Origin of the sequence: Larkinella insperata (assembly GCF_026248825.1) — a bacterium.
GTDB lineage: Bacteria > Bacteroidota > Bacteroidia > Cytophagales > Spirosomataceae > Larkinella > Larkinella insperata.
In genome coordinates this window covers 1,309,417-1,329,407 of record NZ_CP110973.1, presented here as the reverse complement: position 1 = coordinate 1,329,407, position 19,991 = coordinate 1,309,417, and the positions used below count along the sequence as shown (strand labels likewise).

Genomic DNA, 19,991 nt, shown 5'->3' with positions numbered 1-19,991 from the left:
CGGTTTATTCCGCTTTGCCGGCATAGCCCTTGCCCATCAGCACCTGCCCCGGACGTTTGCCGTTGTGCCGCCCGTTCTCAATCACCGGCACGCCGTTGACCAGCACGTATGAGAACCCGGTCGAATAGGCGTGGGGAGCTTCATAGGTGGATTGGTCGGACACGGTTTTTTCGTCGAAAATCACAAGATCAGCGGCATAGCCGGGTTTCAGAATCCCGCGGTCCTCGAGCTTAAACCGTTGGGCAGGCAGCGACGACATCCGCCGGACGGCTTCTTCCACCGGAATTACTTTTTTCTCCCGAACATACCGCCCCAACACCCGGGCGTTCGTACCATATCCGCGCGGGTGCGGCATACCGGACTGGAACCGTGCCACGCCCGCATCCGATGCCACCATCGTGTTTGGGTAGCGCATAATAGTCGCCACGTCTTCCTCCGACATGGTGTGATAGACCATCTGAATCCGTTTCATGTCCGCTTTTTCCATCAATTCCAGCACCAGGTCTGCTTCCGCATCGGCTTTGTCTTTGCGGCCCAGCTTCTGGTTAATTTTGCTAATGCTCAGGCCGTTGAAGGCGGTGTCGGCCGGATAATAAGCCACCACGGCGTAGTCGTAGTTCTTACGATCGTTTTTCTTTAAGGCATCGAGCATTTCCTTCCGGATTTTGGTGCGGGTGGCCGGATCGCGGAAGCGGGTCAGCGTGGCCGAATCACCGTCGGCCAGCGCCCAGGAGGGAACGATGCTCGAAAGCGAAGTGCTCGAGGCCGTGTAAGGGTATTGGTCAACGGTGACGTCAAGTCCTTCGCGCCGGGCGGCTTCCACCATACCAACGGTTTCGGCGCTGGAACCCCAAATGGGTTTACTGGCAACTTTGAAGTGCGAAATCTCGACCGGAATCTGGGCTTCGCGGCCAATCTGAATCGCTTCTTCAATGGCTTTCTTGACCTCCTGCCCTTCGTTGCGCATGTGCGATGCATACACCCCGCCGTAACGCGACGCCATTTTGGCCAGATTGACGATCTCGGGCGTGTGGGCGTAGGTGCCGGGCGTGTAGATCAAACCCGTTGAAAGACCCACCGCGCCGTCTTTCATGGCCTGTTCCACCAGGGCTTCCATTTCGGTCTGCTCTCTGGCGGTTGGTTCGCGGAAGGCCATTTTCATTACTTTTAACCGCACGGTATTATGACCAATCATCGAGGCCACGTTGGGTGAAAAGCCGCTGACCCGCAGCGAATCGTAGAAAAGCCGTAGGTTGGTGGCCGAACTGCCGCAGTTGCCGGTAACGAGCGTCGTAACCCCGTCGTAGAGAAAATTTTCAGCGCCGGGGCGGTCCTGCAAGCTGCCTTCCACGTGCGTATGAACGTCGATGAAACCGGGGGCGACGATCTGGTTGCGGGCATCAAGGACGGTTTTGGCATCCGTGGCCGGAATCGTCCCGATCCGGACTACTTTCCCATGCTGGATGGCCACATCGGCGTAGTACCAGGGGTTGCCGGTTCCGTCGACAATGCGACCGTTTTTGATAACCAGATCGTACGATTGGCCGTAAGCGAAGGAGGTAAGGAAAAAGAGGTAGAGGAAAAACTTCATGACTCGGTAAGGATAATGAACAGACCCGCTAAATATCACTTGAAACTACTAACTTACCGAACAAATACGGTATTTACCAACGGCCCAAGAATGGAAACGGCGGAGGTTTTTCTCTTCCGCCAAGTTTTATTTATTGCTAAAACGGGGGTGAGCAAATTAGAATACCTCCATCAAAATCGTTATTCCTTTGTTTGTTGTAAATTGATTTACAGCGTATTGATTTATGAAATTTAGAACTCTGCCTCTTTTTGTCGCCCTTATTTCGGTCATCAGCAGCTGCCAGCAAAAATCGTCGGCCCCGCCCATCATCGGAACCTGGGAATTAGTTTCGGCTACTGCTTCGCAAAAGGATACAACTTTTTCCACCTTTAATCCGAACGTCAAAATGATTAAAATGATCAATCCGACGCACTTTGCGTTCATGAGTCATGATAGGCGCACGGGCAAGGATTCGGCGGCTGCGTTCTCGGCCGGTGGTGGAAAATATACGTTGGCCGACAGTGTTTATACCGAGCATCTGGAATACTACATCGATCCGGCCTGGGAGAACAACAAGTTTGAATTCGTGGTGAAAATAGCGGGGGACACCCTGGTTCAAAAAGGGGTAGAGAAGGTTGAAAAACTAGGCATTGACCGGATAATCACCGAAACCTACGTGCGGGTAAACGACTGATGTGTTGATTTTTGGTGAAGAAGTTGGGCCTCTTACCCATGTTTACAAATCGTAGACATGGGTGCCGCCAATTTGCAGAATAGGGCAAAAAAAGAAAGCCTTACTTATTTTAGCTGGTTTTGCAGACGCTTCGCCAGCGAATGATTTTTCAACGATGGATTTAATTTTTCGTACATAGCACGGGCTTCGGCTTTCGGTAGCTGCGTCCAGTACCAGTTCAACAGATACAGACTCAGCTGCGAGTCGGGGTTTTCCCGAATCTGCTGGGCCACTTTTTGAATCTGCTCCTGCTTGAGTCGTTTCTCTTCCCGCGCCACCCGGGTAGCAATTGCCGTATCGCTGCTCGACCGTTGGCGCTCGTTGTACAAATCCATCAGCACATCGCGGTACGGGCGGTCTACCTCGTTCTGGAACTTCAGCCAGCTGTCGGTGAGCGGGGAGCCCTTGATTTCCGATTCCCGAAACAGGTCGCGGGTGCCCTCGAGCGTCAGATCGCCGTCCCAGATAAACTGCACCTGACCCGGCAGACCAGCGGCTACCACATTGTAAAAATCAACTTCCGGAATGCTGCGGCTGAACGAAAACCGTCCATCGGCCGACCGGGTTGAATCAACAACGACGGGCCGACTGTTGGTGTTATCGGTTTTCTTGAGGTAAATCATCGTTGAGCCTAATCCGCTGACATTACCTTGCAGCCGGACATTTTTCTGCGCCCAGACCGACGGTAAAAAGGTCAGGCAGGCCAGACCGAAAACGATTACAAAACGGGTTCTCATGCTGAAAAAAGGCAAATCCTGACAACTGCTGTTTGATGAAATATTTTGATTCACAGGCGATAACCGGGTAGCCGGTTACTACCTAACCACAAAAGCACCCCTTCTGTCTACGTTTATTTTTTGTACTGGGCTGTAAACTTATCCTCTGGTCTGATCAAATCAAAACAATCCGCCCGGCCTACCTTCCTTGCATTTGGTCATGCCTTCTTTTTTCGTCGCAACTAGTTGCTTCCCCTGTAGTGACCTTGGCGATCTACGGCTTTTATGGAGTCTCCGCTTGTGAATGGTAGACCAGAACGACCACCGATGGAATTGATTTTTAGGTAAGCGTTTAACTGTCAAGGTTGTATAGAAGCCTGTAAAATAAAATGCCGGGCAGATATTGACAATCACCTCTCTTTTACTTTGCTTTACAAAGTTCTTTTCAATAAGAAAATATGGACACACATTTCAACCCGCCAACCAAGGCCGACTTGGTTTCATCTTCCCCTTTTGAGTCTATAAATTCTACTAGTACGACTCCCGGGCCCATCAATCAACCGCCCTGGTGGTGGCTGGTTTTCCGGCAGCCGCTGTTTGGCTGGGGTCTGGTAGCGGTTGGGGTGTCCGCCCTGATCTTCGGCGGGTATGATTGGTATGGGGCCCGCAACGGTTTTGCGCACAACTTCGCTCTGTTCGTCTTTCATTACAGCCTGGCGACGGCCTACACTATTTTGTTGTTGACCAATAAAATGCTGCGGTTTTCCCGGACGCAACCGGAGCAGGGGCGACCGGCCCGTCTGTCCATGATGGTTTTGTGGCTGATGAGCGCCTACGCCCTGAACCGCGACTTGCCGGTTTTCCACGAGTCCGTGCCGTGGTTGCAGGGGTTGCTGGTACTGGCCGGAATGGCACTCCTTGGGGTAGCTTGGTTGAACGGTTTGTCGGTTCGCGGTCAGCAGGTGCTGCTGTTTGTCCTGACGGTTGTGTGGTGTCTGTTCCTGTACCAAACCATTTATGCACTTCCCTACTACCCTTACGGATTTTTAGGGCTGGTTCTGTTGGGCGTTGGTGGTCACATTTTTATTCCCTTCGTCCTCACCATCGGGGTTGGCAGCATACTCTGGCAAAGCTGGCGGGATCATGAGCACCGGCAACCGGCCATCACCGCCGGGCTTTTTGTACCGCTGGCAATTGCGTTCTGGTTTGTTCATCAGTGGACTCAGCTGGATACCCGGATTCGATACACCACAAACGCCATTGCTGCCCGAAAAGACGACGAGCTACCCGTCTGGATTCTGCTGGCCCAGCAACTGCCGAACAACTGGATTACGCAACGATACCTGAAAACCGGCTCCGTCTACAGCCAGGTTGACGACTGGGGCAACAAGGTGTTTGAACATCAGTGGGAATTGAAGCGCCATGATCCGCTGGTGATGATTGCTACGGCCTTGCGAAAACCGAGCAAAACATGGGATGTGGGTGGAAATAAGCTCATCGGGATGCTTTATAACTTCCGGCACGAGAATGAAGAACGCTTATGGTCGGGTACGGACCTACGAACCACCAACGTATTGACGCAAACCCGGATTTATCCGGAATACCGGCTGGCGTACACTGAAAAGACATTGCAGGTTTACAACGGTAATCAGTACATGCAACAGGAAGCATTGTACACGTTTCACCTGTCGCCGGGTTCGGTCGTTACGTCGCTGTCGTTGTGGATTAACGGGCGCGAGGAAAAAGGCGTGCTGACCACCAAGGCGAAAGCCGACAGCGCTTACCGAACCATTGTGGGCGTCGAAGAGCGTGATCCGTCGGTGGTCCACTGGCGGGAAGGCAATCGGATAACGGTACGGGTGTTTCCGTGTATGCCGGGCCAGACGCGGCAGGTAAAGATTGGCATCACGTCGCCCCTTCGGCTGGAAAACGAATCGGGTGACGTACCGCAACTGGTCTACGAAAATCCCTGGTTTGACGGGCCCGACGGCCGGAACGCTACCGAAACCGTAAAGCTGGACTTTTCGCAGCAGCCCCAGCACCCGGTCTTATCCGATTACCTGAAAACCGGCTGGTTTGAAAAGCCGCTTGGTAAACACCTTCTCCGGGAATCAACCTACCAGCCGCGCTGGGAAATTCGTTTCGACGCCCCGGCCCTGGCGACCGGCGGGTTTCGGTTTAACGGACATACCTACCAACTCCAACCCGCCCGGCAGAACCTGGAAGCGTTCGATCCACGGGCGATCTACCTCGATTTGCACCAGGATTGGACCAAAGCAGACATTGATGCGGTGTTAACAATGGCCGAAAAGCGCCCAGTCTGGGTGTACACGGACGAACTGATTCAACTGACCCCGGGCAACCGTGACGACTTGATCGACCAGTTGCTGGAGCAGCGTTTCAGCGTCTTTCCGTTTTACCGGATTCCGGATCCGGGTTCGGCACTGTTTGTCACAAAAGGCGCCCAGACGGGGCCGCAACTCGAAGACCTGGCGGGGAGTTCCTACGCCCGGGCTTTGAGTCAGCAGCGCGTTAATCAACCCCCGGTGCGGACTTTCTGCCTGTCGAAACCGTCTGATCTGGTGAAAACCCTGAGCGAGTTTGGCATTTTTCAAACGGATTACGGCTCCATCCAGGAACTGCAATCCCTGCTCCGGCAAAGGCAGTTTGCTGCGCCGACGGTAGCGAATCAATCGACTTTCCTGCCGCAGTCAGGCGTTCGGATTGTTCGCCGGCCGGATGGTGGAAAAACGGTTCTCGAAGCAAGCGCGGCCCCGGACCATCTGGTTCGGCTGTATGCCTACAACCACTTGCTGAACCAAATTGGGCGGCATTATTTTTCGCCGGACTTCCGCCAGGAGTCGCTGATTGCCGAGGCCCGGCAGGCTCATATCGTTTCACCCCTGTCGAGTTTGCTGGTCCTGGAAACGCTGCAGGACTACGACCGTTTTAAAATCAAAAAGACGTCGGACGGCCTGGGCAACGCAACCCTGAAAAACACCGGCGCCGTGCCCGAACCGCACGAATGGGCTTTACTGTTGCTGCTGGCGCTCTGGATGGGCTATAGCTGGCAAAAAAGGCGGTATGCAGGGAACTGATCTGACCTTCTGGCTCGGGCTGGCGCTGGCCGTCTACGTCATGCTGACGCCTGCGCGGGGGCGCTGGCTGGGCGTTCTGGGCGGCTTGCTGCTGATGTCGCCGGTACTGAGGTGGCTGGCGACGGTTTTTGGCTTTCCGATCCGGTTGCAGTTGAGTAGCTGGGTGACGACTCTGCTGCGGCATGTGGGCGTTGAGGCCACGGCCAGTGGCAACCTGATTCAGTTGAACGGTCATGAATTTGCCATCGACCCGGCCTGCATGGGTTTACAGATGACGGGTTTATCGGCGCTGGCCAGCCTGTTTCTGATCATCCATCTCGAAAACCGGACCCAAACGCGGCTGTCGGTGGGATGGCTGGCGGCAGTGGGGCTTGGAACTGTCCTTCTGGTGCTGCTGACCAACCTGATCCGGATGCTCACGCTGGTGCTGTTTTACATTGTACCCGACGATCCGCTGCACGACGGGGTTGGGCTGGCGTGTCTGGCGCTTTATCTGTTGTTGCCCTTAAACCTGAGTCTGCCCCGGCTTTATCAACGGTTCGGAACACCGTTTCCTGCCGGCGCCCATCTGGCCTGGAAGCGGCTGGCGCTGGTTTACGGGGTTGCGGGCTTGGCCGGTTTCGGACTGATTCAGCGCAGCCAGCCCGCCGTTCCCGTCCGGGTTGCCGTTCCGGCGGGGTATGCGAGCAAACCGGTGGATAACGGCTTTTGGCAGTACAGCAAAAAGGGGGTGCTGGTGTATCTGAAACCCGTTCGAACGGCCTACAGCGCGGAACACAGCCCAACGGTTTGCTGGCGGGGGAGCGGGTACACGTTTGGCGCGGTGGCCGAAAAACAGATACATGGGCGCTGGGTCTACGTGGGATCGTTGCAGCGCGGGAAAGAGCGGCTTTATACCGTCTGGTGGTTTTCCAACGGCTTCTGCCGCACCATCAGCCAGACGGATTTCCGCTGGCGAATGCTCTGGGGCGAACCACCCTTTGCGCTGCTGAACGTAACCGTTGACCGGCCCGGTGCGCTGGAAGATGCGGTGAAAGCGTGGTATTGAACTAAACTCTGTAATGCGTTGGGTGTGTAGACCGCCAGCGTCCGATGGGCGTTGGCGGTTTTGTTTACATTCCGACCGATATACGGCGGACAAACGAACCATTTCAGCGTAAAGACGTTACTAGGGAAATTGTTGAACGTCAGATATAGGAAAGGAGGGCTCCGGGGAATCCTTCAACCTGTTGGAGTATGAAACTTTTTAAATGCACGCACTGCGGAGAGCCGATTTATTTCGAAAACAGCCGTTGTCCGCAGTGTGAATATCCGCTCGGTTTTCTGGCTCGCCAGCTGGAACTGCTTCCGCTGGTTGCGAACGACGCCGAAACTTTTCAGATTTACGGTCAGGATGACACCCTGTACCGCTATTGCGCCAACCACCAGTACGGGGTTTGTAACTGGCTGGTGGAAGACCAAAGCGGCCGTTCCCGGTTTTGCGAAGCCTGCCAGCTGAACCGGACCGTCCCCAACCTGAGCAAGCCGGAGTACCTGCTGCGTTGGAAGGGCATCGAAACCGCCAAACACCGCCTGATTTACGCGCTCCGGCGCATGAAGCTGCCGCTGATGAGCAAATCGGTTGATCCCGACAACGGCCTTTCCTTCGATTTTCTGGCCGACGGCACCCAACGCCGGGTCCGGACCGGTCACCTGCGCGGGCTGATTACCATCAACATCGTGGAAGCGGACGACATCGAGCGGGAGATGACCCGCCAGAAGATGGACGAACCATACCGCACGGTTTTGGGCCACTTCCGGCACGAAATAGGGCATTATTACTGGGATCGACTGATTCGGAACACCGCGCGAATCGACGCGTACCGTGACCTATTTGGCGACGAACGCCAGAGTTACAAAGATGCCCTGAAGCGGCATTACCGGGAGGGGCCACCGGCGGGCTGGAATCTTAACTACATCAGCGCCTACGCCACCGCCCACCCGTGGGAAGATTGGGCCGAGACCTGGGCGCATTACCTGCACATTCTGGATACGCTTGAAACCGCGCACGCGTTTGGCCTGAGCGTCAAGTTTCAGTCGCTGGTTGACTCCATGAGCGGGGTAGAAATCGAGAAAACCGATCCCTACGATCCGGAAGACTTTAAAGCCCTGATGGACTTATGGGGACCGTTGTCGTTTGCCATGAATAACCTGAACCGCAGCATGGGCCACGCCGATCTGTACCCGTTTGTTATCCCGCCCGGTGTCATGGAAAAGCTAAGCTTCATCCATCAGGTGTGTTACCAAACCCGGCGGAATGGAACCGACTGACGGTTTTAGACGGTAAGCCGCCGGTAAAACCCTTCGTCCAGCCCCAGCAAATCCTGGTGCGTGCCGCGCTCGACAATTTCGCCGTTCTGCACCACCAGAATCTCATCGGCGTGCTGAATGGTGCTCAGCCGGTGGGCAATCACCAGCGAGGTTCGGTTGGCCATCAGGCGCGTTAGGGCTTCCTGCACCAGTTTTTCCGACTCCGTATCCAGCGCCGACGTTGCTTCGTCCAGAATCAGGATCGGTGGGTTTTTCAGCACGGCGCGGGCAATGCTGATGCGCTGCCGCTGTCCACCCGACAAGCGGCCTCCGCGGTCGCCGATAACGGTCTGATAGCCTTCGGGTTGGGCCATAATAAAATCGTGGGCGTTGGCGATCTGGGCGGCCCGTATCACTTCCTGCTCCGTGGCCTCGCTGCCAAAGGCGATGTTGTTGAAAACCGTATCGTTGAACAGAATGCTTTCCTGCGTCACGATGCCCATCAGATTCCGGAGCGACTGCGTGGTGCAATCCCGCAGGTCAACGCCGTCGATCAGAATCTGCCCGGCAGCAGGGTCGTAAAAGCGGGGAATCAGGTCGGCAATGGTTGATTTACCGCCCCCCGACGCACCGACGAGTGCGATGGTTTTGCCTTTTTCGAGCGTGAAATTGACGCCTTTCAACACCGGGCGGTCGGCCTGGTAAGCAAATGAAACGTTTTTAACCTCAATGTTCCGCTGAAAACCGGTTAGCTCAGTGGCGTTGGGCTTATCCTGAATGGCCGGGACGGTATCGATCAGCTCCAGCACCCGTTCGCCCGACGCAATCCCGCGCTGTGAGCCGCTGAAGGCGTTGGAAATCTCCTTGGCCGGGCGCGTAACCTGGGAAAAAATCGCGATGAACGTAATAAAATCCGAAGCTGACAAATCCGATTGGTTGTTCAGCACCAGCGAGCCGCCGTAGAGCAGAATCAGGGCAACAACCGTTACGCCCATGGCCTCCGAGAAGGGCGAGGCCAGTTCGCGCCGGTTGGCCAGCGACCGGACCGACTGGCGATAGCCTTCATTTTCGACCTGGAACTTCCGGGTAATGAACGATTCGGCGTTGAAGCCTTTCACCACGCGCATGCCGCCAAACGTTTCGTCGAGCAGGCTCAGAATGCCGCTCAGCCGCTGTTGTCCGCTCTGCGCATCCCGTTTCATTCGCCGGACGAGCATGGCAATAAAGCCGCCCGAAACCGGGATCACCAGCAGGGCAAAAAAGGTCAGGTTGGCCGAAATCTTGAACAGCGCTACGATGTAGGCAACCAGCAGAAAAAACTCTTTGGAAGCCGCCGAGAGGCTGTTGGCAATCGAATTTTCAACTTCCTGAACGTCGGTCAGGATGCGGGCGATGAGGTTGCCTTTGCGTTCGTTCGAAAAAAAACCAAGGTGCAGTCGAATGGCTTTGGTAAAAACCTTTTCCCGCAACCGGGCCACCATCCGGGCCTTGAAGGTTTCCATTTGCCGGACGGAAAGGTACTTGAACAGGTTGTTCAGGATAACCGACAGGACCACCACACTACACACGAAGCGAAGCGCTCCGATTTTACCGTGTTCCTGAAAAAAGCGGGCGAAATAATAGCGAAAGACGTCGATGGGCGAGTTTTCAAGCGACAAGGTGGGTGCGGGCTGGCTCAGCAGTTTCTGGAGTTCCACGGGGTCAACTTTGTCAAACAGGACATCCAGCAACGGAATCAGTAAGGTAAAGTTCAATACCCCAAACACGCTGGCTAGCAACGACGTCAACAAAAACGGCGTCAGAAAGCGGCCGATGGGCTGGGCGTATGAAAGTAGGCGAAAATACGTTTTCATGTTCCGCAAAGATACGGCTTCCGGTCAGGATTACGGTACTTGTCGAAACGAACTGCACGATTCTTTGTAACACATTAGAGAAATATATACATAAGATTTATAAGTATATTGATTTTGTGTGTATACTTGCTGCCATGAGCACCAATCAGCAGTTTTTAAAAGGCAGCCTCTCCGTCATCATCCTGCGGCTTCTGGAAGAGCAGGAACGGATGTACGGCTATGAAATCACCCAGAAAGTGAAGGCGCTGACGGCCGGCCAGATGAACGTCACCGAGGGAGCGCTTTACCCGGCTTTGCACAAGCTCGAAGCCGAAGGGCTGCTGACGACCGAAACGCAGGTGGTAGAAGGCCGGGCGCGGAAGTATTATTCGCTGACGAAAGATGGCCATACCGAAGCCGCCGGGCGTATTACGGAACTGGCCGTCATGCTGGAAAACCTGCAACAACTCCTGAAGGGCGGAGCTACTTCGTTAAAACCAGCTGTCTGATATGACCCTGAACCCCGCTCAACTGCAAGCAATCGACAGCCACCTGCGGAAAGAAAACTGGCTGATCAACGAAGAGCTGATTGCCGAACTGACCGATCACTACGCCAGCGGTATTGCCGAGCGAACGGAGCGGGGGATGCCGTTCGGGCAGGCGTTGCGGGAAGTTCACGACGGGTTTGGCGGGCGGCAGGGTCTGCTGAACATGGAGGAAACCTATCAGAGCCACAGGGCCAAACGATTGGAACGCTTGGTCTGGACGGGTTTTCAGTCGTATTTCCGGACCAACAAGCTGCTGCCGGCCGTCTTATTTGCTGTTTTCTACGGGATCAACGGCTACACCCAATGGAGCGAAGAGGTACACGCTTTTCTGTTGGTCGGGATTTTTAATCTGCTGATTGGTGTGCTGGCTTCTCTGGTCGGGTGGGTGGTCCTGGCGCGAAGGAACGGCGGTTCATTCCTGGTTGATCAGCCCGTAAACTGGTTCAATGCGGCCAACCTTGGGGCTTATGTCCTGTACGTCATTTATCACTATTTTCTGACGGCGTTGGGCGGGTCGTCGCCACCGGTGGTGGAAGCAGCCATAATGGCCTGGGTTGAAATGTCGGCGGTGTTATACATGCTGGCCACCATCACGGCTCTTCGTACGGTGTTGAAAAAACCGATTCCTTCCTCCACCAAAAACGGTTAAGGCGTACCCCCTTTCGACGGCGTTGGCCTGCGTTCTGCTGATTTATACGCTAACATTCCGGCAACTTTACCGCGAACGGTTTCCTTACACGATTGCCCGCTGACACGCGTTTACTCAAAATTCCGTGGCTCCCACAATCAGATGCCCCGGTTTTAACGTTATTTGTACTATACAACCAACCTTGAGACGAATGCATTTCCGGTATCTGACTGTCTTTCTGCTGCTAACGCTTTTTTCCTGCAACGAAATCTTCCCCAGCAAATCTTCCGACCGCTTTTCCACCACGCCGGAGAAATTCCCTGTTCAGCCCGGACTGGTCGACGAAGCCTCCGGGATGGTGGCCAGCCGCACGATGGACGGTCGGTTGTGGGTACAGGAAGACAGCGGAACCCCCGCCCAGATCAACCTGATGACCACCGATGGCAAGCTGGAAAAACGGTTTCCGCTGTCCGGCATCGTTAACCGCGACTGGGAAGATCTGGCCATCGGGCCCGGCCCGCAGGACGGGGTCTCGTACCTTTACCTGGCTGATATTGGCGATAATTTCAAGCAGAACGACGTTAGCTATATTTACCGGTTTCCGGAACCGAAAAACCTGGAAGAAACCGTCGGCGGTATTGATCAAATCAGTTTCCGGTATTCCGACGGTCCGCGCAACGCCGAAGCCATCCTGCTCGATCCGCAAACCCGCGACTTGTGGGTGGTAACGAAGGATGAAAGCAAAGTCCGCGTCTATCGGCTGGCGTATCCGCAGAGCACGACTGAGGTCAACAAAGCGGATTATTACGGAGAACTTCCCCTGAGCATGATCACGGGCGGTAGTGTTTCGGAAGATGGCAACGAAATTCTGCTGATATCCTACTTTGGAGCATATCACTGGCGTCGGCAAGGTGGCCAGTCGCTGGCGGATGTGCTGCAGAAAAACAGCTACAAATCGCTGGCGACGGACCCAATCGGTACGCAGAGTGAGGCCATTTGCTTCAGCAGAGACAACAACGGCTATTACACCCTTCCCGAAAAAGGCAACCAGGCTTCTGTAACCTTGAACTACTACAAACGGTTGTAGGAAGTTGACGGGTTGAAAACGAGCTTCTCCGTCGGAAACGCTTAAATTCCCCTTGTTTTGCCAAAATCCGCTGCTATTGTTGGGTCCGGAATTGCCGGGATTGCGGCCGCTGTTCGGCTGGCGGTCAAAGAATACGAAGTTGATGTGTTTGAAGCCAATGCATATCCCGGTGGGAAGTTGTCGGGCTTCGGGCAGGACGGCTTTCGGTTTGATGCCGGGCCGTCGCTTTTTACCATGCCGCAGTTGGTCGATGAGTTGTTCCAACTGGCCGGGCGTAATCCCAAAGATTACTTCGATTACATTCGGCTGGACGAAACCTGTCGGTATTTCTGGGATGACGGCACTCGGCTGACCGCCTGGGCCGACCGAACGGCTTTTGCCCGCGAAGTAGAAACCAATCTGGGCGAATCCGCCGAGCACCTGCTGGCTCATCTGGACGATAGTGCCACCAAGTACGCGATCACCGAAAAGCTGTTTCTGCACCGATCGCTGCACAAGTTATCCACCTGGGTTAACCGCGATGCGCTCCACGGGTATCTGAATCTGCCCAAACTGGAGGTTTTCAAAACCATGAACCGGGCCAATGAGCAGCGGTTTCAAAACCCGAAGCTGGTGCAGTTCTTCAACCGATACGCAACTTACAACGGTTCGGATCCGTACCAGACACCGGCCACGATGAACATTATTCCGCACCTGGAGTACAACATCGGCGCGTTTTTCCCGAGAAACGGCATGATCGGTATTACCAACAGTCTTGTGCGGCTGGCCGAAGAACTGGGCGTCCGGTTTCATTTCAACACCCGCGTAACGAAGCTGGTGACGGAAGGGGAGCGGATCGTGGGTGTGGTAACCGAAGGGGCTGAACCCCGGCTGTACGACACCGTTGTATCAAATATGGACGTGGTGAGCACGTTCCGAAAGCTGCTGCCCAATGCCCGGCAGCCGGAGCGGATTTTACGCCAGCCGAAATCCAGCTCAGGCCTGATTTTTTACTGGGGAATCAAACGAGAATTTTCGGAGCTGGGGTTGCACAACATCTTCTTCAGCAATGATTACCGAACCGAATTCGACCGGATTTTTAACGGGAAAACCCTCTCGGACGACCCCACGGTTTACCTCAACATCACGTCCAAACACAAACCGGATGATGCCCCGCCGGGCTGCGAAAACTGGTTTATTCTGATCAATGCCCCGAACAATTCCGGCCAGGACTGGGATGCCCTGATCGCCCGGACCCGGCAGCAGGTAATCCGGAAACTGAGCCAGAACCTGGGTGTCGATGTGGCTGCACTGATTGCCTGCGAATCCATTCTGGACCCCCGCAGCATCGAAAGCCGGACCTCAAGCTCGCAGGGCGCCCTGTACGGCAACAGTTCCAACAACCGGTTTGCGGCTTTTCTGCGCCACGCCAACTTCTCGCACCAGTTCCGGAACCTGTACTTTGTGGGCGGAAGCGTTCATCCGGGGGGCGGTATTCCGCTCTGTCTGCTGTCGGCTAAAATTGCGACGGACCTGATTTAAGTCGCCGAGGAAGGGGCCAGGCTGGCTACCGAACGAGTGAAAGCCGTATATTGCGTCTTTGCAGCCAAATTCGACGGCATGGATACCTCGTACCTGATTATCATTTTTAGTTTATCGGTTCTGATTTCCTACGTTTTCGACCTGCTCAGCAGCCGCTACAAATTGCCGTCGGTCATTTTGCTGCTGGTGTTGGGAATGCTGATGCGGCAGGTTACAAATTATTTTGCCTTTCAACTGCCGTACGTCGATACCATTCTGCCCACGCTCGGCACGCTGGGCCTGATTCTGATCGTCCTGGAGGGGGCGCTCGAACTGGAACTGACCGGCGATAAATTCGGAATCATTCGCCGGGCCTTCTGGTCGTCGCTGGCGTCGATTCTGGTCACGTCGCTGCTCATGGCCGCCTTGTTTTACGTGCTGATGGAAGCGTCCTTTTTCAAGTGCCTGGTGGCTGCCATGCCGTTTGCGGTGATCAGCAGCGCCGTGGCCGTTCCCGGAGCCCGCAACCTCAACCCCCTCAGCCGCGAGTTCATCGTTTACGAATCGTCGTTGTCCGACATTCTGGGCGTTATGATTTTTAACTTCCTGGTCTACAACGCATCGGGTGGCATTTTCTCGGTTCTTTCCTTCGCCAAGGACACGCTGATCATGGTCGTTATTTCCCTGATCTGCTGTTTCTTTCTGCTGTACCTGATCAGTAAAATTAGCCACCACATCAAGTTTCTGCCCATTATCTCCGTGCTTTTTCTGGTCTACGCGGTCAGCCGGATTTACCAGCTTTCGCCACTGTTGCTCATTCTAGTTTTCGGGTTATTCCTGAACAATACCGAGCTTTTTATCCGGGGGCGGCTCGACGAAATTTTCAAAAACGACCTGTTTGAAAAGGAGCTCGATCAGTTTAAAAACCTGACGGCGGAAGGCGCGTTCATCGTCCGAACATTTTTCTTTCTGCTGTTTGGATATGCCTCCAATGTACAGGCGCTGATTGAGACGGATGCTCTGATTGTCAGCTTCTTACTGCTGATCATTCTGTATACGGTGCGGGCCGGTATTCTCCGGTTTTCGTTGCCGGGCAGCATCAACCCGGTGGTGTTTATTGCGCCCCGCGGCTTGATTACCATTCTGCTGTACCTGAGCATTCCGGAAAACCTGAAGCTGGTCGGTTTTCGCGACGGTATTCTGATGGTGATGGTGATCCTGACGGCGCTGGTAATGATGCTGGGCGTCATCAGCTACCGCGAAACCGAGCCGCTTTAAAAGCTGGAGGTCCGGTATTTCCAGAAACCGTACCACGGGCGCGTCTTCCAGTAGGCCAGATCGCATTCATTTTCGAAGGCTTCGCGCTCAAAGCTGATGTTGCGGTAGGCCGCATAATGCTCGCCGTACTGCCAGCGCCGGATCAGGTATTCAGCCAAGTACCAGACGTAAAACGGCAGAATGCCCAATTCCAGTTGCTGCCGCAGGTGAATGCGCTCGTGGTGGAGCAAGACGGCATCCGGGCGTTTTGTGCGCACCAGCACAAACGGGAACAACGCCATGCCATTCACCCATAAAAACGGAACCCTAATCACAATCATAATCAGATTCTTAAACGGCCAGCGATAGGGTCTGATAAAAATACCGTCTGGCTCTTGATCCTCATCAATTTAAAATAAATTAGCCGCCCAAAATTGCCACTCATCCCTCACTTTCAGCCTTTTGACAAACTTTGCCGCCTGGCTTACCGGAAGACCGTTTACTCGAAAAAAAACAATTGTATATTTGGTAAAGGCCGGATTGCCGGAATCAACCTATTCTCCATTCTAGTAACCATTTTATGAAAAAAACCGTGCTTTATGTTGCCTTGAGCCAGTGCCTGTTCTGGTCGGCCGTAGCGCAAACGCCCAAGAAGCCCACCCCCCGGCCCGCACCTAAACCCACCGCAGCGGCTCCGAAAAAAGCAGAGACGACACCGGCGGACCAAACCGCCCCGCGTATCAAATTTACCGAATACGATCTGCCAAACGGGTTGCACGTTATTTTGCATCAGGACAACACAACGCCCCTGGTGGCCGTCACGATGATGTACCATGTCGGCTCGAAAAACGAACAACCGGGCCGGTCGGGTTTTGCGCACTTCTTTGAGCACCTGATGTTTGAAGGGTCCGATAACATCAAACGGGGTGAATACATGAAAATTGTTAAAGCCGCCGGGGGGCAGTTGAACGCCAACACCTCCAACGACCGCACCTTTTATTTCGAAATCCTGCCTTCCAACAAACTGGAACTTGGTCTTTACCTGGAATCAGAACGGCTGCTGCACGCCAAGGTGGATGAAAAAGGCGTGGAAACCCAGCGCGAAGTGGTGAAGGAAGAACGGCGCCAGCGGTACGAAAACCAGCCCTACGGCAGCTTCTTCCCGCAGGTGCTGAGCCATGCCTACAAGGTTCACCCCTACAAATGGGCGCCCATCGGCTCGATGGAAGACCTGAATGCCGCCAAAATTGACGAGTTCCGGTCTTTTTACAAAGAATTTTACATCCCGCAGAACGCCATCCTGTCCATCGCCGGAGACATCAACCCGGACGAAACCAAAAAGCTGATAGACAAGTACTTTAGCGAGATTCCGAAGGGCCCGAAAACCCCGTACCGCCCGAACGTAAAAGAGCCCGCCCAGAAAGCCGAGGTTCGCGATATTGTTTATGACAACGTTTCGCTGCCGGGCGTTTTCCAGGCGTATCACATGCCGGCACAGGGCGATCCGGACTATTACGCGCTGGACGTTTTGCAAACCCTGCTGGCGGGCGGTGAAAGTTCGCGCATGAACAAGGAACTGGTGGATAAACAGCAAAAAGCCGTACAAACGGGCGTCTTTCCGCTGTCGACGGAAGACCCGGGCCTGTTTATCTCCATTGGAATCGCCAACATGGGCGTCAAGGCCGAAGATCTGGAAGCCGGTATGAACGCAGAGATCGAAAAAGTAAAGAAGAACCTGGTGACCGATGCCGAGTTTCAGAAAGTGAAAAACCAGATTGAAACCAGTTTCGTGAACCGAAACGCGGGAGTCGCCGGCATTGCCGAAAGCCTGGCCAACTACAAAATGTATTTGGGTGATGCCAATCTGATCAACACCGAACTGGAACGGTACAACAAGGTGACGAAAGAAGACCTGCGCCGGGTGGCCAACAAGTACCTCACGAAAGAAAACCGGGTGGTGTTGTATTACCTGCCAAAAGCGATGGAGCCGAAAAAAGAAGGCAAAGGCGACTAAGAAACGCCAAAAGAGACGGTAGAGATAAGATTAAAGAGAAGATATTTTTCTTTCCAAAAGAAATCCTGATAACGAATTTTTGATTTCGATGAAAATGAAATCCATACTGGCTGCGGGGTTAATCGCCCTCGGTCTGTCGGCCCAGGCACAAACGCTTGACCGGTCGAAACTGCCGGCGGATGGCCCGGCGCCCACCATTAAGGTTGGAAAACCCGTTTCCTTTACGCTCGCCAACGGGTTGAAGGTGTTCGTGGTGCAGAACAACAAACTGCCCCGCGTGGCTTTCAGCCTGCTTCTGGACTACCTGCCCATTCGCGAAGGCGACAAGGCGGGCTACGTCAGCATTGCCGGCCAGATGATTAAAACCGGAACCAAAACCCGGACCAAAGACCAGATCGACGAAGCCGTGGACCTCATCGGTGGCACGCTGAGCACCTCGCCAACGGGCGTTTACGCCATGTCGCTGAAAAAGCATACGCCGAAAATGCTCGAGCTGATGTCGGATGTGGTGCTGAACGCGAAGTTTACGCCGGAGGAACTGGACAAGCTGAAAAAGCAGACCAAATCCGGGCTGGCGTCGCAGAAAGATAGTCCGGCGGCCATTGCCACCCGCGTGAGCAGCATTCTGGTCTACGGCAAAGATCACCCCTATGGCGAACCGGATTCGGAGGAAACCGTGGACCGCATTACGCTCGAAGATTGCCGCAAGTTTTACGAAACCTATTACCGGCCCAACATCGGTTACCTGGCCGTGGTGGGGGATATTACCCCCGAAGAAGCCCGGTCGATGGTCGAGAAATACTTCGGAAAATGGCAGCCGGGCGACGTTCCGAAGCCAGACTATGAGATGCCAAAACCGCCCGCGAAAACAGTCGTTGCGATGGTGGATCGGCCCAGCGCCGTGCAGTCGGTGGTGTACATCACGCATCCGGTTCAGCTCAAGCCGTATACCCCGGAGGCCATCCAGGCCAGCCTGACCAACGACATTCTGGGTGGTGGCGATGCGCGGCTGTTCAACAACCTGCGCGAAAAACACGGCTATACCTACGGCGCTTACTCGTCGCTGACGAGCGATCGGCTGGTGGGCCGGTTCCGGGCCAATGCCAACATTCGGAATGCCGTAACGGACAGCGCCGTGGCGGAGTTTATGAACGAGCTGAAAGCCATCCGCGACTCAAAACCGACGGCCGACGAACTGAGCCACACGAAGAATACCTTCACCGGTAACTTTATTTTTACGCTCGAAGACCCCGAAACCATCGCCGAATTTGCGATCAACACCGCCCGCTACAAGTTGCCGGAAGACTTTTTCACTAATTACCTGAAAAACGTCGAAGCCGTAACGGATGCGCAAATTCAATCGTCGGCTTCTAAGCTCATCGATCCGGAACATGCCTACATCGTGGTGGTTGGCAAAGCCGCCGAAGTAGCCGACAAACTGAAACGGTTTGGCGAAGTGGTGTATTACGACATGAACGGTAACAAAGTAGACGCTCCGGCCCCGGGCAAACTGACAACAACCCCCGCGGGTGTGACGGTCGATCAGGTCATTGGGAAGTACCTGACGGCCGTAGGCGGGAAAGACGCCGTTGCCAAAATCTCGGACTTCAGCCAGAAACTGACCACTGAAATTCAAGGCACTAAAATTGACATTGAAAGCAAGCAGAAAGGGCTGACCAAGTTTGTACTAGCGGTAACGGCAATGGGTCAGGTGGTGCAAAAAATAACCTCCGACGGCACGAAAGTGAAAGTGGAAGGGGGCGGTCAGTCAAAAGACCTGGCCAACGACGAAGCTAAAATTGAAATCCTGAAAGCGTCGCTCTTCCCCGAATTGCTGTTTAGCTCGTTTGGCGCGAAAACGACGCTGGCCGGAACCGAGAAAGTAAACGGCAAAGATGCCTATAAAGTAGACATCGCGTTGGGAGGGAAATCGTTCTCCGTTTTCTACGATGTGGAAAGTGGGTTGAAAGTCCAGAGCACCAGCGTCGAACAGACTCCGCAGGGCGACATGGCGGTCAATGTTAGTTTCAGTGATTACAAGGATGTGAACGGGGTGAAATTTCCGTACACCCTGGTTCAAAACCTGGGACCGATGGCAATGAAGATGGAAACCCAGTCGCTGGTGGTGAACAAAGGGCTGGATGATAAGGAGTTTGCAATTCAGTAGAAGAAGAGGCTTCGGTGGCTAGCACAAGCCACGCAGGCTTAGTCACCGAAGCCATTTAAAAATAGAGATTATAATAAGACACGGCTTGTTTCCTTTGCACCCATTCTTCATACCTAAAGTAGTCGGATTGTAATGCGCGTTGTACTTAGTAAACCGTATCTCATTTGTTGGTTGGCAATTCCGGCACTTGTCCTGATCCGGTTGCTGTTTCCTCAACATACCGTTGATATTCAACTCTATGACACGTATTTCGTTATTGCCAGTCTCTCCTTCGTTCTGGCCGGATCTGTCCTCCTTCTGTTGCTTGGAGCAGGGTATTGGTTGGTGAAACTAAAAGGGAAAATGCCCAACGGTATGCTAACCATTATTCATCTTTTGCTGACGGTAGGCGTGTTACTTCTAGTTGTTTTACCGGTCTTCAACACAAACACGTTGGAAAGTGGCAAATGGGTTGTCTTCAGTGTAATTGCCCTGTTTGTAGGTCAGCTCACGTACATTGTCAATATTCTGGCTGCTTTGGTCCGAAAATAAAACCGTCCGCGAATCCGACAA

The 19,991-nt window shown here is 54.1% G+C and carries 16 protein-coding genes; 12 read left to right on the top strand and 4 right to left on the bottom strand.

What is annotated here, in order from left to right; translation table 11 throughout:
* Positions 1-4 precede the first annotated feature (4 nt).
* Positions 5-1,591 (bottom strand): N-acyl-D-amino-acid deacylase family protein, encoded by a 1,587-nt coding sequence (locus OQ371_RS05360; RefSeq protein ID WP_265992756.1) that lies wholly within the window; start codon positions 1,589-1,591, stop codon positions 5-7.
* Between the two features lie 223 nt (positions 1,592-1,814).
* On the opposite strand from OQ371_RS05360, the gene OQ371_RS05355 reads away from it, so the two are divergent.
* Positions 1,815-2,264 carry a DUF4488 domain-containing protein gene (locus OQ371_RS05355; protein ID WP_265992755.1) on the top strand — a complete coding sequence of 150 codons (450 nt, stop codon included), beginning with the start codon at positions 1,815-1,817 and terminating at the stop codon, positions 2,262-2,264.
* Positions 2,265-2,368: 104 nt separating this feature from the next.
* Here the strand turns inward: OQ371_RS05355 and OQ371_RS05350 are convergent, their stop codons facing one another.
* Positions 2,369-3,040: a DUF4369 domain-containing protein gene (locus OQ371_RS05350; protein WP_265992754.1), complete on the bottom strand. Its 672-nt coding sequence runs from the start codon at positions 3,038-3,040 to the stop codon at positions 2,369-2,371.
* A 437-nt stretch (positions 3,041-3,477) separates the two neighbouring features.
* Here OQ371_RS05350 and OQ371_RS05345 point away from each other — a divergent pair, with 437 nt between their 5' ends.
* From OQ371_RS05345 to OQ371_RS05335, 3 genes are all read left to right on the top strand, one after another.
* Positions 3,478-6,117, top strand: a complete 2,640-nt coding sequence (locus OQ371_RS05345; protein ID WP_265992753.1) for an XrtN-dependent VIT domain-containing protein — start codon at positions 3,478-3,480, stop codon at positions 6,115-6,117.
* Positions 6,104-7,165, top strand: a complete 1,062-nt coding sequence (xrtN, locus tag OQ371_RS05340) for an exosortase N (RefSeq protein ID WP_265992752.1) — start codon at positions 6,104-6,106, stop codon at positions 7,163-7,165. The genes OQ371_RS05345 and xrtN overlap by 14 nt, the downstream gene beginning before the upstream one ends.
* Before the next feature lie 188 nt (positions 7,166-7,353).
* Positions 7,354-8,427, top strand: a complete 1,074-nt coding sequence (locus tag OQ371_RS05335; RefSeq protein WP_265992751.1) for a zinc-binding metallopeptidase family protein — start codon at positions 7,354-7,356, stop codon at positions 8,425-8,427.
* A gap of 5 nt (positions 8,428-8,432) precedes the next feature.
* Here the strand turns inward: OQ371_RS05335 and OQ371_RS05330 are convergent, their stop codons facing one another.
* On the bottom strand, positions 8,433-10,259 hold the full coding sequence (locus OQ371_RS05330; protein ID WP_265992750.1) for an ABC transporter ATP-binding protein: 1,827 nt from the start codon (positions 10,257-10,259) through the stop codon (positions 8,433-8,435).
* A gap of 134 nt (positions 10,260-10,393) precedes the next feature.
* Between OQ371_RS05330 and OQ371_RS05325 the strand changes: the two genes are divergently transcribed.
* From OQ371_RS05325 to OQ371_RS05305, 5 genes are all read left to right on the top strand, one after another.
* Positions 10,394-10,747 (top strand): PadR family transcriptional regulator, encoded by a 354-nt coding sequence (locus OQ371_RS05325; protein WP_265992749.1) that lies wholly within the window; start codon positions 10,394-10,396, stop codon positions 10,745-10,747.
* A gap of 1 nt (position 10,748) precedes the next feature.
* Positions 10,749-11,435 carry a hypothetical protein gene (locus OQ371_RS05320; protein WP_265992748.1) on the top strand — a complete coding sequence of 229 codons (687 nt, stop codon included), beginning with the start codon at positions 10,749-10,751 and terminating at the stop codon, positions 11,433-11,435.
* 190 nt (positions 11,436-11,625) lie between these two features.
* Positions 11,626-12,501 carry a PE-PGRS family protein gene (locus OQ371_RS05315; RefSeq protein WP_265992747.1) on the top strand — a complete coding sequence of 292 codons (876 nt, stop codon included), beginning with the start codon at positions 11,626-11,628 and terminating at the stop codon, positions 12,499-12,501.
* A 57-nt stretch (positions 12,502-12,558) separates the two neighbouring features.
* Positions 12,559-14,022 (top strand): 1-hydroxycarotenoid 3,4-desaturase CrtD, encoded by a 1,464-nt coding sequence (crtD, locus tag OQ371_RS05310; RefSeq protein WP_265992746.1) that lies wholly within the window; start codon positions 12,559-12,561, stop codon positions 14,020-14,022.
* 36 nt (positions 14,023-14,058) lie between these two features.
* Positions 14,059-15,279: a cation:proton antiporter gene (locus OQ371_RS05305; RefSeq protein ID WP_310586611.1), complete on the top strand. Its 1,221-nt coding sequence runs from the start codon at positions 14,059-14,061 to the stop codon at positions 15,277-15,279.
* Here the strand turns inward: OQ371_RS05305 and OQ371_RS05300 are convergent.
* Positions 15,276-15,599, bottom strand: a complete 324-nt coding sequence (locus OQ371_RS05300; RefSeq protein WP_265992745.1) for a hypothetical protein — start codon at positions 15,597-15,599, stop codon at positions 15,276-15,278. The genes OQ371_RS05305 and OQ371_RS05300 overlap by 4 nt on opposite strands.
* Before the next feature lie 239 nt (positions 15,600-15,838).
* On the opposite strand from OQ371_RS05300, the gene OQ371_RS05295 reads away from it, so the two are divergent.
* From OQ371_RS05295 to OQ371_RS05285, 3 genes are all read left to right on the top strand, one after another.
* A complete protein-coding gene (locus OQ371_RS05295; RefSeq protein WP_265992744.1) occupies positions 15,839-17,272 on the top strand; it encodes a M16 family metallopeptidase in 1,434 nt (477 codons plus the stop codon).
* Between the two features lie 88 nt (positions 17,273-17,360).
* Positions 17,361-19,439 (top strand): M16 family metallopeptidase, encoded by a 2,079-nt coding sequence (locus tag OQ371_RS05290; protein ID WP_265992743.1) that lies wholly within the window; start codon positions 17,361-17,363, stop codon positions 19,437-19,439.
* 132 nt (positions 19,440-19,571) lie between these two features.
* Positions 19,572-19,970, top strand: coding sequence for a hypothetical protein (locus OQ371_RS05285; protein ID WP_265992742.1), 399 nt, complete (start codon positions 19,572-19,574; stop codon positions 19,968-19,970).
* Positions 19,971-19,991 lie beyond the last annotated feature (21 nt).